Below are 14331 nucleotides of genomic sequence, written 5' to 3'. Positions count from 1 at the left end.
TTCGAAGGGGGACTCTTCCGACTTTGCCGTTGCTAAGGTATAAGCCCTGTAGCAAATGGTCATTGGCAGGTATAATGATGTCATTTCGAACGCCGGTGAGAAATCTGGATCATGCCTGTCTGAAGTACCGGGTCCAACCACCCCTGCCCCTCCTTGTCTAAGGAGGGGAGTCTGTAACTGCCAATTCACAGGTATAAGCCTTGTAGAAACTGACCACACGCACCACTGGCAGGTATAGCAAGACTAACTTGCACGTTGACTATAAAAGAAGTAGCCACGCCAGGTGCGCAAATGACGAATTTTTGTTTGAGCGGTCAGCGAGTTCAAAATCGTCTTGACCTTTTTGCTTACTTTTTGTGTCAAGACAAAAAGGGAGTGCCCGCCGCACAGGCGAAGCTATAAAACAATTCAGGTTGCTATAAATGCAAAATGCATTAGCTATAGAGCAAAGCAGGTATAGGTAGCCCTGATGCAAGTAAGCGCTGACAGCATAAAAAATGGCCAAACTGTCGGAAGCTATACCTCCAACAATTCGGCCATTCAACAATTTAACAATCAACCTTACCTCAACTTCAAATCCACCAGAATCTGCTCAATCTTCTGGTTCAACTGCTGGTCAACAGCATCAAAATCGTCTTTGGAAGCCAGGGGTTCGTTTACGCTGATGTAAAACTTGATCTTCGGCTCTGTGCCAGATGGGCGGGCGGAGATCTTGCTGCCGTCCTCAGTCAGGTACTGCAGCACGTTGGAACTCTCCAGGTCCAGCTTCGACTCTTCTCCCGTAATCAGGTTTTTGCGGGTGCTGTGCTTGTAATCGCTTACCTCGAGCACTTTGGAGCCGGCAATGATCTGAGGTGGATTGGCACGCATGTCGGCCATCATCTGCTGAATTTCCTCTGCGCCACGCTGTCCTTTTTTGGTGAACGATACCAGTTCCTCTTTGTAGAAGCCGTGCTGGGTATAGATCTCCACCAGCATCTCCATCAGGCTCTGGCCTCTGTCTTTTGCCACGGCCGCCATTTCAGCGATTAGGGCGCAGGCAGAGATGGCGTCTTTGTCACGGATAAAGTCACCGATCATGTAGCCGTAGCTTTCCTCGCCACCACCAATGTATAGCTCCTTTCCTTCCAGTTCACGGATCTTCTCAGCGATGTACTTGAAGCCTGTCAGCGTCTCGTACATTTTCACATTATAGCTGTCGGCAATGTCCTTGATCAGGTCGGTGGTTACGATGGTCTTCACGATAAACTCCTTGCCGGTCAGTTTGCCGGCTTGCTGCCAGGCTAGCAGGAGGTAGTTCATCAAAAGGGCACCAGTTTGGTTACCGTTGAGGAGTTCAAACTCTCCCTTCAGGTTCCGAACGGCTATACCTACGCGGTCGGAGTCCGGGTCGGTAGCCATTACCAGGTCAGCGTCAATTTTCTCGGCCTTTCTCAGCGCCAGGGTCATAGCCTCCTTCTCTTCCGGATTCGGGTATACCACCGTCGGGAAGTTGCCGTCTGGCGTGGCCTGCTCTTCTACGATGTGCACGTTGGTAAAGCCAAAACGCTTGAGCACTTCGGGTACCAGCGTTATACCTGTTCCGTGGATGGAAGAGAACACGATCTTAAGGTCGTGTTGGTTACGGATGGCATCTTGCGAAATGGAAAGGCTCTGCACTTTGGCCATGTAAGCCTCGTCCATTTCCTGACCAAGCATGTGGATGTTGCCAGATTTTGCTTCCCACTTTACTTCATCAATGGAAGTGATCTTGTTTACTTCGGCAATGATATTTTTGTCGTGCGGAGCGGTTACCTGTGCGCCATCGTTCCAGTACACCTTGTAGCCGTTGTACTCTTTCGGGTTGTGCGAAGCAGTTACCACCACGCCGCTGTGGCAGCCCAGGTGACGAATGGCAAAGGAAAGTTGCGGTGTAGGGCGGAGAGCCTCAAACAGGTACACCTCGATGTCGTTGGCAGCGAAAATGTCAGCGGCAATGCGGGCGAACACGTCGGAGTTGTTGCGGCAGTCGTGGGCGATGGCCACTTTTACGCGCTCTCCCGGGAAGTTTTGCTTCAGGTAGTTGCAAAGCCCTTGCGTAGCCATACCCAGGGTATAGCGGTTCATGCGGTTGCTGCCGGCACCCATGATGCCGCGCAATCCACCTGTGCCGAACTCGAGGTCTTTGTAGAAAGCATCGGCCAGTGCCTCGTGCTCGTTACGCTCGAGCAAGCCGTTTATTTCTGATTTAGTCGCTTCGTCGTAGTTGCCGCCCAACCAGGCGTTTATTTTTTGCTGTATAGCTGGTTCAATCATAGTTTTTCGTAATGTATGTATTGATGATAATGTTGTTTGTAATATAGTGTATGGCGCGAGCGTCCTCACTCGTGTCTGCTATCGTGGGGCCTCTGGCCCAGTGTCAGGATATTGCTAACGTATTGGCTATACCTATACCTATACCTTATACCTGTATCTATATCTGACGTAGCGTCCGCCTATCTATACTTTAAGCTAATTCTGTTTCATAGCTTGCCCTGGCCGGGCGGGCCCTACTTTTTTCCTTGATGAAAAAAGTAGGCAAAAAAATCAAGACGATTTTGAACTCGCTGACCGCTCAAACAAAAAATCGTCACTGGTGCACATGGCATAGCTTTCTGCTTCGTAGCTGAGGTGCAAGTTAGTTTTCCTATACCTGCCAGTGGTCTGTATGGTTTGGGCTACAGGGCTTATAGCTATAATAGACAGCTGCAAAATATTTCCCCCTCGAGAAGGGCAGGGGTGTGTCAATTATTTGCGAGAATCCTGAAAATCTTTAAATCCTGAAAATCCTGATTCTAACAATCACCCACCAAATCACTAATTCGCTCTATTCCGCTATACCTCCAAACCCACAAAAAACACACCAGTCCCTCGTTTACCGCATAGCGGTTTTAAGAACTGGTGTGCTATCGATATATCAAAATAGTGGTGTCTAACACGGGTTACACCGTGCTATACTTTGCTTGCGGACTAAAGGTTACCACGCAGCGCCTGCTCACGTTCGATGGCTTCGAATAAGGCTTTGAAGTTGCCTTTGCCAAATGATTTGGCGCCTTTGCGCTGGATAATTTCATAGAATACGGTTGGTCGGTCCTCTACTGGTTTAGTAAAGATCTGCAACAGATACCCTTCGTCATCGCGGTCTACCAGGATGTTAAGTTTGCGTAGATCCTCCATGTCTTCGTCGATGTGGCCGATGCGTTCGAGCAGGTCTTCGTAATAGGTTTCCGGTACACGCAGGAACTCCACGCCACGGCGACGCAACTCTGCTACGGTATGCAGAATGTCGTTAGTGGCCACCGCAATGTGCTGCACACCCGCACCGCGGTAAAACTCCAGGTACTCATCAATCTGTGACTTTTTCTTGCCCTCTGCCGGCTCATTGATCGGGAATTTGATGTAGCCGTTTCCGTTCGACACTACTTTCGACATAAGTGCGGTATACTCGGTGCTGATGTCGTTGTCGTCGAAGGTAAGGAGCAGTTTAAAGCCCATCACATCTTCGTAGAACTTCACCCACTCGTTCATACGGCCCAACTCCACATTACCCACACAGTGGTCTACATACTTGAGGCCAACCGGCTCAATGTCGAGCTCGCTCTGACGCGGCACATAGCCCGGCATGAACACGCCGTTGTAGTTTTTGCGCTCCACAAAGGTATGGATGGTGTCACCGTAGGTATGGATAGAGGCTACTTTCACCTCGCCGTGCTCGTCAGTGAGGGTCTTCGGTTCCATGGCTGGTTTTGCACCGCGCCCTACCGTCTCGCGGAAAGAGGCTTCGGCATCGTCTACCCACAAGGCCAGCACTTTTACGCCGTCACCGTGCAGGTGCACGTGCTGGGCAATATCTGAGTTCGGGTCCAGTGAAGTAGTGAGTACCAAGCGGATTTTCTCCTGCTGCACCACATAAGAGGCGCGGTCACGCACACCAGTTTCGGGGCCGGCATAGGCTACCAGCTTAAAGCCGAAAGCCGTCTGGTAGAAGTGAGCGGCCTGCTTGGCGTTACCCACATAAAACTCGATATGGTCGGTGCCGTTCAGGGGCAGAATATCTGTTGCCATAGGTATAGGTATGGTTTAAAAGATGTTTTGTGTAAAAATACAGCTTTTATACGTTTATCAAAACCCAGTAAGGGCCGCAGCAAATTATCATTGTTAATTCTTGCAATTACTAAGGCATGTTTCCAACTTTGTAAAAAACAGAACGACGCTATGAACGCAAATGCACTAAACAGTTCGCTGGTGGCTATCATCAGCAAGAAAGAAGAACTGAATGCGCTGGACTACAACGACGAGCGCTACGACGATATGGAAGAGGAACTCCACGACATGGAAGACGATTTCAATGAGGAGTACGGCGATTACCTGGAAGATGCTTTGGAAGAAGTACACGGTAAACTGCGCTCCGACGCGGACATCCTGCTTCCAACTGCCTACCTGCCCAGCTCCCTGAACGGCAACCATGTAACCCCGGATGGTGAGCGCGAAGGCGTATGGGTGGAGTCGGATGAGTTTCCGGGAGTAGAGATGCGTCTGGTGCTGACTGCCAATCCTGCCCGTTTCGTAGTGCTGATCGGCGACCAGGAGCGGGAGCTCTGGAAAGCCGAGTAAGGTATCGCTTTAGAAGAAAATAGCAGGCTGCGGTCTGCTTCGGGATAAAACCACACGTGCTCTTAGGTGTCAAGGGTGCGTGTGGTTTTTTTTGATTCAGCCCGAAGGTATATGCTAGCTCCTTATACCTGCCAGATGGTTAGAAACTAAGCCTATACCGGTATTCACAGTTTCATAGTGGACAACATAAATGCTTCGCTTGTAGATCTATAGAATTAAAACTATATTAGTATTGTGCTATGGAAGTATGGAAACGAAAGACGACCCTAAGTAGAACTAGAGTAAAAGAGGTGGCAATGAAACTCTACACATAGTGCAGATAGTGGGAGTAGGTATTCCTGCTAGTAGGTAGTTGTAGTGCATTGTAAAGAAATGAATGAAAACAAATTAACACTTGAAGTTATCTGGAAAGACGAGCATTTGATTGAGTTGCGTGCATCTGCAAGTAACGGGCGATATTCGGGAATAACAGAAGTTTACGAAGTATCAAATTCATTGCTCAAGTTTGCACATGAACTTGATGGATTCCCTTTCAATAAGGATACAGTAACTCATTCTTGTGGAGAAAAGGATAGCTATGCTTTCTTCAAAATGGACTTCTACAAAATTGGCCCAACAGGAAAATGCGGCGTGCAAATAACGATGGAAGAGAATGTCCCTACTGAATACAGAAAAGAAGAAAAAGACAAACTCTCCATGGAATTGATTTTAGAGCCAAACGCAATAGACAACTTTTGCAAGGAATTAAAATCTCTTGCGGAAAGAGAAGACGGGGTTGCTAATTTGAAAGGTATAGGAAAATATACCAGCAACATACTTTAAAAACAACGCACTACAACAAGGTATAAACGCCAAAGCGGCCGATAGCCTCCTCGTCGTTTATACAAGACGGTAAGCTACGAGTAAGGAGAATCATCGTCTTATTTGATTTCACAGGAAATATGATGGCAGAATTTTGGGAGTCAAGTTTTAGAGATAAACAAACAATGTGGGGATTTGAACCTGCTGACTCTGCAATTGCAGCCCTGAACTTATTTAGAGAAAACAGGCTCAATAAAATTCTGATACCCGGGTTTGGTTACGGCAGAAATGCGAAAATCTTCGCCGATGCTGGATTTAAGGTAACTGGGATAGAAATTTCAGAAACCGCCATCGAACTGGCCCAGAAGCACTACGGAGATGATGTGAAAGTTTATCAAGGTTCAGTTAGTGTGATGCCGTTTGACCAAGAGGTATACGACGGGATTTTCTGTTACGCTTTAATTCATTTGTTAAGTGAAAAAGAAAGGGCTAAGTTGATTAATGACTGTTACAAGCAACTGAAGCCCAATGGGTACATGGTCTTTGTTGCAATTTCAAAAAATGATGCTGCTTATGGGGAAGGGGAAGAATTAAGCAAGGACAGATTTGAAATGAAGCATGGTGTTCAGCTATTCTTCTATGATTCAGATTCTGTAGAAAAAGAATTTGGCAGGTATGGGATAATTGAAGCAAAAGAGATAGATGAACCCGCCAAGCATAAAGGAAACAGGGCCTCACAAAAGTTCTGGTTCATAACCTGCAAAAAACAAGAAAAATAAAAATGCCAGTGGTTGGCATTTTGTAAACATCAGACTCGGCCGCCGCTTACAAGAGGCCTCCAAACACCCACATCAAACTAAAATGAAAGTACATACCACAAATTACTTTGACACTTTTATTGAAGTGGCGGAAGACACCAAAACGGTTTGTGGAATAAGACCTGCATCAAAAGGCGAGAAGAAGACTGTCGCCGAAATGCAGTATGATTTGCTTACTAAGCATCCGTACCATTATACTTCTGACGATATATTATTTCAGGTTTTTGCTGACAGAAATGATTTGGCCGAAGCTAAATATGAGCAGGCAAGAGCACAATTCTTCTCGAAAGGGCAAGCCTGTTTCAGAGCTTCGCCTTTGACAAAAACTTACGGTTTCGGCGTCCATTGCAACAACGAAGGAAAAATTGCCATCTACGGAGCGGAAACAGCAGAATACGGGAAATTTGTAGCCGACCCAAACCTGAAGAAAGTAAAAGCCATGAAATCGAGCAGAAAGTGAAATCAATTTTTAATAAGCGCTCCCGGGACAAGATCATTGACAGAATAGCTTCCGTAACTGCTGACGGTAGCGCCTAATGGGGGAAAATGAATGTTAACCAAATGGTTGACCACCACACCTATTGGAACGGATGGATTTTGGGGAAGGATAGCCAGCCTATAAACAAGGTTTTTTAGGTAAAGTATAAGGCGAATTAGCGTTTGGGAAAAATGACGAAGGAGCGAATTGGTATTTTGGAATATAAATACGCTGATCATCATCTGAGTCAATTTGGTGTGTAAATCGAACACGACTTACTTATCTTTAGTAATATAAATACAGGAGTATTATCCTCTTAAATCAATTCACTATGTCCCCACTCATCACTGCACAAGAACTATCTGAACTATTGCATAAAGGTAACCTGATTTTAATTGATGCCCGCTCCGGTCCCAATGGCCGCACCAAATACGAACAGGAGCACCTGGCAGGGGCCCTGCATATTGACCTGGACAAAGACCTGGCGGACATCAAACCTGACGCAGCCCAGGGTGGACGGCACCCTTTGCCTGAACCGGAAAAATTTGCAAAGCTGCTTGGCCACCTAGGTATAGCTCATAGCAGCCACGTGGTGGTGTATGATGACATGAACGGGGCAAACGCTGCTTCCCGATTCTGGTGGATGCTGCGGGCTGCCGGACATGCACAAGTGCAGGTGCTCGATGGTGGCTATCAGGCCGCTGTGGCAGCCGGTATACCTGTCAGCAGTACAAGTGAGCAAGCAAAGCCAGCTGAGCCATACCCATTCAAGGCCTGGGAACTGCCAACCATCACAATGGAGGAAGTCGCAAAGGCTGTCAAGGACCCGAACTACCTGGTGGTGGATGTGCGCGATGCTGCTCGCTTCCGTGGGGAGACTGAACCGATTGATCTGGTGGCCGGGCATATTCCGGGGGCTGTGAACATCCCTTTTCAGCAAAACCTCGCTGCGGATGGCACCTATTTATCCCCTGAAAGGCTGCGGGAGAAATACGAAGCTGCATTGGACGGTCGCGATATGGAACATGTGGTGGTGCACTGCGGGTCTGGCGTCACAGCCTGCCACACAGCACTGGCCATGGACTATGCCGGCCTGGGTATACCGACGCTCTATGTGGGTTCCTGGAGCGAGTGGTCGCGCAACGACCGCCCGATCGGCATAGGAGCCTAAGGTATAGGTATAAACGAAGAGCGGCTGCTGAATCAATTTCAGCAGCCGCTTTTATTTTTGACAGGTATAGCGCTTAGTAGCCCAGTTTCTGGCGCACGCGCTCCAATACCGGCGTGGCAATGGCTTTTGCTTTTGAAGCGCCTTCCAGCAGTTTTTTATCGATTTCAGCTAGGTTGTTCATGTAGTAGTTGAACAGCTCACGTTCTTTGGCAAATTTGCGCACAATCAGTTCATAGAGCGCCTGCTTGGCATGGCCGTAGCCATAACCACCATTCTGGTAGTTGTGGCGCATCTGCAGAATTTCTTCCGGAGAGGCCAGGAGACTGTAAAGCTTGAAGGTGGTATCCTCGTCCGGATCTTTTGGGTCTTCGAGCGGGGTGCTATCCGTCACAATACTCATGATCGTTTTGCGCAGCGGCTTGTCGGCTTCAAATATATCGATGATGTTGCCGTAAGACTTACTCATCTTCTCTCCATTAATGCCCGGCACGGTCATCACGGTTTCGTCGGTCTTCGCCTCCGGCAGCACGAAAGTCTCACCGTAGATGTGGTTGAACGAACTGGCAATGTCGCGGGTGATCTCGAGATGCTGCACCTGGTCTTTGCCTACCGGCACAATGTTGGCGTCATACATGAGGATGTCAGCGGCCATCAACACCGGGTAGGTGAACAGACCGGCATTCACATCAGCTAATCCTCTGCGGCTCGACTTGTCCTTAAACGAGTGCGCATTGGCCAGCATCGGGAAAGGAGCGAAGCAGTTGAGGTACCAGTTGAGCTCAGTCACCATCGGCACGTCCGACTGGCGATATAAGATGTGTTTATCAGTGTCGAAGCCACAGGCCAGCCAGGCGGCGGCGACCGAGTAGGTGTTGTGACGCAACACCTGCGGGTCGCGGATGGTGGTAAGGGAGTGCAGGTCGGCTATAAAGTAAAGCGCCTGCTCCTGCGAAGCCTTCGAAAGCTCGATGGCTGGGAGGATAGCACCCAGCAGGTTGCCCAAGTGCGGACGGCCTGTGCTCTGAATGCCCGTAAGGTATCGTGCCATAGTCGGGATAATGGTTTACAGCTGCAAAATAACGCAAATTGCTGATAACACGCCTAGCCCGACTACTACAATTCTATACCTGGCACTTTAAAGTTTCTTGAGGGAGTGGTTTTTTGAGCTTTCTATCTCGTCCTGTGTTTTGGTGAGCAGCTTGACTTCCGTGTCACTCACCTGCAGAAAATACATCGGATCGATGTCGCCGGCGGTAGGGATAAGCTGTAGCACCACTGCATCAGGGTTTTGCTTGTTGCCTTTGGCCAGGAACCACTTGCCGCTGCTGTTCACCACACTTTTCTCTGCCGGTTTGCCCATGTATACCTGCTTCATTGTAAACGAACCTTTGGAGTCGCCATTCAGCGTAAGTTCCGTTTTAATGCCTTGGCAGTCCTTGCAGGCCAATGTCCCTCTGAAGGTGCCATTAGGCGATGCGAGTGCAGGAGCAGGTGCCTCTTCTATAGGCTGCTTTGCCTCGGCTTTGGCTGGTTTGGCTTTGCCTTTCGCCGGAGCTTTCGCTGTTGTTTTCTTACCGCCGGCACGGTTTTCCTCCAGCCACTCCTTGTAGCTTTTGCCAGACTGTGCCTGTACTTGCTGCAAACCCAGGGTGAGGGAGAATAGGACGAAAAGTGCGATTATTGCTTTCATGTCGTTTCGTGTTTGTCGTTCGGGCTGATCCTATCAGAAAATATACCAGTTTTTCAGAAGCGCGTTTTCGACCGGGCTATTTCTGTTTTAACTGTTGAAAATATAATTTATTGTGCTGTAGCGAAGGCAACGCAGGGATGTCAATCGCATGGCTTGGTGCCAGGATGTGAGATACGAAAGTAGGGCGTAGGAGTTGGGACAAAGTAAAGGACACGTGTAAATTGCACCACTTGGCTGGCCATTCGCTACCTGTTCCGATATAAAAGCAAATGACCAGGCGCATCACGTGAGAGCGGGCACCCAGCCATTCAAAAAAATCAAATCAAATCTTATTGTTCAAAGTCAATTACATCATAGGCTTGCTCGGGTTAAGTAAAAAAAACAATCAATCAATCTTGTATCGGTTAAGCTGTTGCCAACTTTTTATTTTTCTGTTTCTGGTATAACCTGTTCAGGTTGCTCGCGATGATGGCTACAAGAATCAGCGCCACACCCAGCCATTGCACCGTCCATACCTCTTCCTGCAGCACCAGGTAGGACATAGCTACCGCCACCGGTAATTCCGCTGAGCTCAGGATGGCACTTAGCGCTAAACCGGTTCGAGGTATACCGTAGGCGAAGAACAGTGGCGGAATGACTGTGCCAAATACACCCAGCAGCAGCCCCCATTTAAACAGGCCATCTCCCAAAGCCCCATTAACCAGGAACATGGGAGGGAAAATACTCAACACCAATATGGTGGCACCCGTCAATAGAAGGGCACTTTTGGTAGTCGGGTGCAGGTTGTTACCAGCTGCTCCGTTGATCATCAGGAAAACCGAATAACAGGCAGCCGCCAGCAGTCCGTAGCCGACACCCGCCAGGTCAAAATCAGGTATAGCGCCTGAGAAAAGTCTACCTGCCATGGCTGTGCCCAGCAGCACCAGCAGCACCATGATGACCTGCGAGAACTGGGGCATTTTGCGTTTGATCACCGCCTCCAGCAGCAGGCTGATCCAGGTAAACTGCATCAGCAGCAGGATCGCGATAGAGGCCGGCACGGCCTGCACACATTTGTAATAGAAGATGCTCACCAAACCCGTGCTGGTACCCATAGCTACCAGTTTTAGTTTGTTCATCGCTGACACACCCAAATTGCGGCGGCCCATGAGGTGACGTACCAGTACGATGCTCCAAAGTATAACAAAGCCAAAGAAGACCTGCGTGCCTGTAACGTCACCCAGAGTATAGCCTTCTTGGTAGGCTAGTTTTACGAATGTGGATAGTATGCCGAAGCTACACGCTCCGAGGAATACCAAAAGGATGCCTCTGAACATAGATGTCCCTTTGAAATTAAGTAGAAAAAAATAAGGTATAGGGTGGACTTACACAGGTCCGGTTTCGGAAATGGCGACTGTTAGAGGTCGTGCAGGACGTACCCCGTTATGAAAATCTGTGTATGTGCTAAGTGTGCAGCCATTTTGTATTGCAAGACTGCAAAGATACGGCTGTATTCAATTTAAAAGCAAATATTAAATAACATAGGCTATTCTTTGCTTTCCTCGGCGGCTGTCTCTATCAAGGTTTCGGCGGTTCGGCGGCCGAGGTAACCGTCTATTAGATAGTGTGCTAGGTATAGCACCGGTGTGAGGGCGAGGGCGATGAAAAATTTGTAAATATAATTGATTGCCGCCACTGACATCACCAGCGAAAGCGGCCAGTTTCCGAAAATATAGAAGGCTACAAATAGCACCACAACACTGTCGATCAGCTGTGATACCAGCGTTGAGCCTGTGGCCCGCAGCCAGATCTTACTGCTGCCCGTAAAGCCACGCAGCCAATGAAAGACAGTGGCATCCAGAAACTGCGAGATCAGAAAGGCCACTACCGAACCAATGATGATGCCCAGCCCTTGCCGGTAAATGGAGTTAAAGGCATAGTCGATGTTGAAGGGATTGCCGGCTGCATCCTGGTTGTTAAGATCCAGCCAGAAAGCGGCAGGCGGCAGACCTGTCACGATCGTAATGACCAGGAAGGCATAGAGTATCAGAACCACCGTCAGGATGCTGACTTTCTTCACACCCGACTTGCCAAAATACTCGTTGATAATGTCGGTGGTCACAAACACGACAGGCCAGATGATGACGCCAGCTGTGAGGTTAAAGTCGAACTTCTCGCCCATGATCCCGATCTGGGCTCCCTGTAAACCAAACAGTGCTTCGGCCGAAAAGATCTTCACACCGATCAATTCCGCCAGCAGGGCATTGGCCAGAAAGATGCCGCTCAGGACGAGGAACAGGTTGGTGCGTTTTTTCTCGAGGGATGGGGTTGCCGCCATAGGTATAGAAATGGTGCAGCAAGATAGGAATTTTTGCGATTAACAATTCCGCAGACGATGGGAGTAACTGGACTTACTCCTGCACGCAGAAAATACTACCCTCTACTGCCAGATCGGTTTTCGCAAAGATCTCCCTAGCCTCATCGAGCAGGGGCGTGAGGTCTTTGTAGCGTACTGAAAAGTGACCGAGCAGCAAGTGGCGTACCTGTGCGGCGGCGGCCATTTCGGCGGCCTGTCGGGCAGTGCTGTGGAAAGTATAGTGTGCCCGCTCACGCAGCTCATCCGTAAAGGTGGCTTCGTGGTAAAGCAGATCAACGCCGCGCAAGTAGGGGAGCAGGTCGGGCTTATACCTGCTGTCGGCGCAATAGGCATAACTGCGGCTGCGCTTGGGCTCCAGTGTTACCACGGAGTTGCGCACCAGTACATTTCCCTGCTCGTCGCGTACGTCCTCCCCCCATTTCAAACGCACGAGTTGTGGCGGCGTCAGGAAGCCGGGGAGGTTTTCTTTGATGAGCGGACGCGGCTTGGGCTTTTCGCGGAACAGAAAACCACAGCAGGGGATACGGTGCTCCATGGGGATGGTGTGCACTGTGATTTTCTTATCTTCATAGATTTTGCGGTAAAGGCCGGTGTCCAGCTCGTGGAAAACGAGCTTGTAGCATAGATTAGTGCCGGAGTACTTAAGCTGAAGACTGAGAATTTCGGAGAGGCCAGGAGGGCCGAAGAGATGCAGTGGCTGTGGGCGGCCCTGCAAGTGCATGGTAGAAAGCAGACCTGCCAGACCAAAGTAATGGTCGCCGTGCAGGTGGCTAATGTAGATGTTAGAAATGCGCTGATGCTTTATCTTGTAAAGCATCAGCTGCATTTGTGTTCCTTCTCCGCAATCAATCAGATGAAGCTGATTGTCGATGGTCAGCAATTGGGCGGTATGGTGCCGGTTTGCCGAGGGTGTGGCCGACGAACTGCCAAGTATCCTGAGTTCGAAATCCACAAAGTAGGTTTTGCTAGTCTTCCTTGTTGGTCAGGTCCTGCTCGATCTCGTGCAGAAACACGCGGTCGATCGCCTCTTCCACCGTTGGAAGGATGTTAAGCACAGACTCCAGTTTAGAGATTGTGATCAGTTTCATCACGTGGTCCTGCAGGCTAGTCAGAATCAGCAAACCGTTAGACGAGTTGCAAAGTCTGTTCGCAATCAGGATAGAGCTCAGACCTGAAGAGTCGGTATATTTTACGTTATTGAGGTCAAGAATCAGGTTGGTGATCCCTTCAGCATTCAATTTCACGAACTCAGATTTTAAATCCGGAGCGATTGAAGTATCCAGTTTCTTCTCGTCTATCGTGATAATCGTGTAGTTTTCTTTCTTATCAATCGTGTACTTCATAGATCTACCAGTAAAGGATTTAAACGCGAATGTACCAAAATCCACGTTAATAATTCTAATTTTTCTCGTTAAAAATGTTTTCTACGATGTGATTCTCTATGCGTGAGAGCACATTATCGTAACTTTCTTTGTGAAAAGGCTGTCCCGTGAAAACCTCGTAAAGCTCAATGTAGCGGTCAGAAATACTGTGCACCACTTCATCGGTCATTTCAGGCACGGTTTGCCCTTCTTTGCCCTGAAAATTGTTGTCGATCAGCCACTGACGCACAAACTCTTTTGACAGCTGCTTCTGCGACTCGCCGTTCTGCTGACGCGCCTCGTATCCTTCCAGATAAAAATAGCGCGATGAGTCCGGCGTGTGGATCTCGTCAATCAGGTATACCTCGTCGTTGTAGCTGCCGAACTCATACTTGGTGTCCACCAGTATCAGTCCGCGCTGTGCGGCAAGTTCCGTGCCTCTCGCATAGAGCGCCCGGGTATAAGCTTCTAATTTAATATATTCTTGCTCAGATACAATGCCTTTTGATAAAATTTCTTCACGCGAGATGTCTTCGTCGTGCCCTTGGTCGGCCTTGGTCGTTGGGGTGATGATAGGCTCCGGCAATCTGTCGTTTTCGCGCAGCCCTTCTGGCAGCCCTACACCGCAAACGCTGCGTTTGCCAGCTTTGTATTCGCGCCATGCATGGCCTGCCAGATAACCCCTGATCACCATCTCCACTTTGTAAGGCTCGCAACGGTATCCAATGGTTACGTTCGGGTCTGGCGTCGACAGTACCCAATTTGGTACCAGATCAGCAGTAGATTTAAGGTTTATGCTTGCTATTTGATTCAGTACCTGCCCTTTGTAAGGTATAGCCCGCGGTAACACCACATCGAAAGCCGAAATACGGTCGGTGGCTACTACCGCTAAGCGGTCCTCAAAATAGTAAACGTCGCGTACCTTGCCTCTATAAAAACCGGTCTGCCCGGCGAAGGAGAAATTCGTTTCTTTTATGGCCTCCATTAGGTCTGTTTGGTTAGAGAGGGGCAAAGTTAAAATATT

General features: G+C 48.9%; 14 protein-coding genes. 5 read left to right on the top strand and 9 right to left on the bottom strand.

The window, feature by feature from the left end; genetic code table 11:
- Window positions 1-561 precede the first annotated feature (561 nt).
- Both C8E01_RS17090 and hppD read right to left on the bottom strand, forming a co-directional pair.
- Window positions 562-2295 (bottom strand): phospho-sugar mutase, encoded by a 1734-nt coding sequence (locus tag C8E01_RS17090; RefSeq protein ID WP_116544677.1) that lies wholly within the window; start codon window positions 2293-2295, stop codon window positions 562-564.
- A 693-nt stretch (window positions 2296-2988) separates the two neighbouring features.
- Window positions 2989-4083: a 4-hydroxyphenylpyruvate dioxygenase gene (hppD, locus tag C8E01_RS17085; protein WP_116544676.1), complete on the bottom strand. Its 1095-nt coding sequence runs from the start codon at window positions 4081-4083 to the stop codon at window positions 2989-2991.
- Between the two features lie 150 nt (window positions 4084-4233).
- Between hppD and C8E01_RS17080 the strand changes: the two genes are divergently transcribed.
- From C8E01_RS17080 to C8E01_RS17055, 5 genes are all read left to right on the top strand, one after another.
- Complete coding sequence (locus C8E01_RS17080) at window positions 4234-4632, top strand: hypothetical protein (protein WP_116544675.1); 399 nt, start codon at window positions 4234-4236, stop codon at window positions 4630-4632.
- 372 nt (window positions 4633-5004) lie between these two features.
- Window positions 5005-5454, top strand: coding sequence for a hypothetical protein (locus C8E01_RS17075; protein ID WP_116544674.1), 450 nt, complete (start codon window positions 5005-5007; stop codon window positions 5452-5454).
- Between the two features lie 119 nt (window positions 5455-5573).
- Window positions 5574-6212, top strand: coding sequence for a class I SAM-dependent methyltransferase (locus tag C8E01_RS17070; RefSeq protein WP_243409650.1), 639 nt, complete (start codon window positions 5574-5576; stop codon window positions 6210-6212).
- An 82-nt stretch (window positions 6213-6294) separates the two neighbouring features.
- Window positions 6295-6711: a DUF6157 family protein gene (locus C8E01_RS17065; RefSeq protein WP_116544673.1), complete on the top strand. Its 417-nt coding sequence runs from the start codon at window positions 6295-6297 to the stop codon at window positions 6709-6711.
- Between the two features lie 349 nt (window positions 6712-7060).
- Complete coding sequence (locus C8E01_RS17055) at window positions 7061-7900, top strand: sulfurtransferase (RefSeq protein ID WP_116544672.1); 840 nt, start codon at window positions 7061-7063, stop codon at window positions 7898-7900.
- A gap of 73 nt (window positions 7901-7973) precedes the next feature.
- On the opposite strand, the gene trpS is transcribed toward C8E01_RS17055, so the two are convergent.
- From trpS to C8E01_RS17020, 7 genes are all read right to left on the bottom strand, one after another.
- A complete protein-coding gene (gene trpS, locus C8E01_RS17050; RefSeq protein WP_116544671.1) occupies window positions 7974-8948 on the bottom strand; it encodes a tryptophan--tRNA ligase in 975 nt (324 codons plus the stop codon).
- A gap of 87 nt (window positions 8949-9035) precedes the next feature.
- A complete protein-coding gene (locus C8E01_RS17045; protein WP_116544670.1) occupies window positions 9036-9590 on the bottom strand; it encodes a copper resistance protein NlpE in 555 nt (184 codons plus the stop codon).
- 404 nt (window positions 9591-9994) lie between these two features.
- The gene (locus C8E01_RS17040; protein WP_116544669.1) at window positions 9995-10906 is read right to left on the bottom strand and encodes an EamA family transporter; all 912 of its coding nucleotides are present in this window, start codon (window positions 10904-10906) and stop codon (window positions 9995-9997) included.
- Window positions 10907-11115: 209 nt separating this feature from the next.
- Complete coding sequence (locus C8E01_RS17035; protein WP_116544668.1) at window positions 11116-11907, bottom strand: queuosine precursor transporter; 792 nt, start codon at window positions 11905-11907, stop codon at window positions 11116-11118.
- Between the two features lie 73 nt (window positions 11908-11980).
- Window positions 11981-12898: a ribonuclease Z gene (locus C8E01_RS17030; protein ID WP_116544667.1), complete on the bottom strand. Its 918-nt coding sequence runs from the start codon at window positions 12896-12898 to the stop codon at window positions 11981-11983.
- A gap of 13 nt (window positions 12899-12911) precedes the next feature.
- Window positions 12912-13289, bottom strand: coding sequence for an STAS domain-containing protein (locus C8E01_RS17025; protein WP_007657896.1), 378 nt, complete (start codon window positions 13287-13289; stop codon window positions 12912-12914).
- A gap of 55 nt (window positions 13290-13344) precedes the next feature.
- Window positions 13345-14292 carry a phosphoribosylaminoimidazolesuccinocarboxamide synthase gene (locus tag C8E01_RS17020; RefSeq protein ID WP_116544666.1) on the bottom strand — a complete coding sequence of 316 codons (948 nt, stop codon included), beginning with the start codon at window positions 14290-14292 and terminating at the stop codon, window positions 13345-13347.
- Window positions 14293-14331 lie beyond the last annotated feature (39 nt).

The sequence above is a fragment of the Pontibacter virosus genome, from assembly GCF_003096355.1.
Lineage (GTDB): Bacteria > Bacteroidota > Bacteroidia > Cytophagales > Hymenobacteraceae > Pontibacter > Pontibacter virosus.
This window is presented reverse-complemented; position numbering and strand designations above follow the sequence as displayed.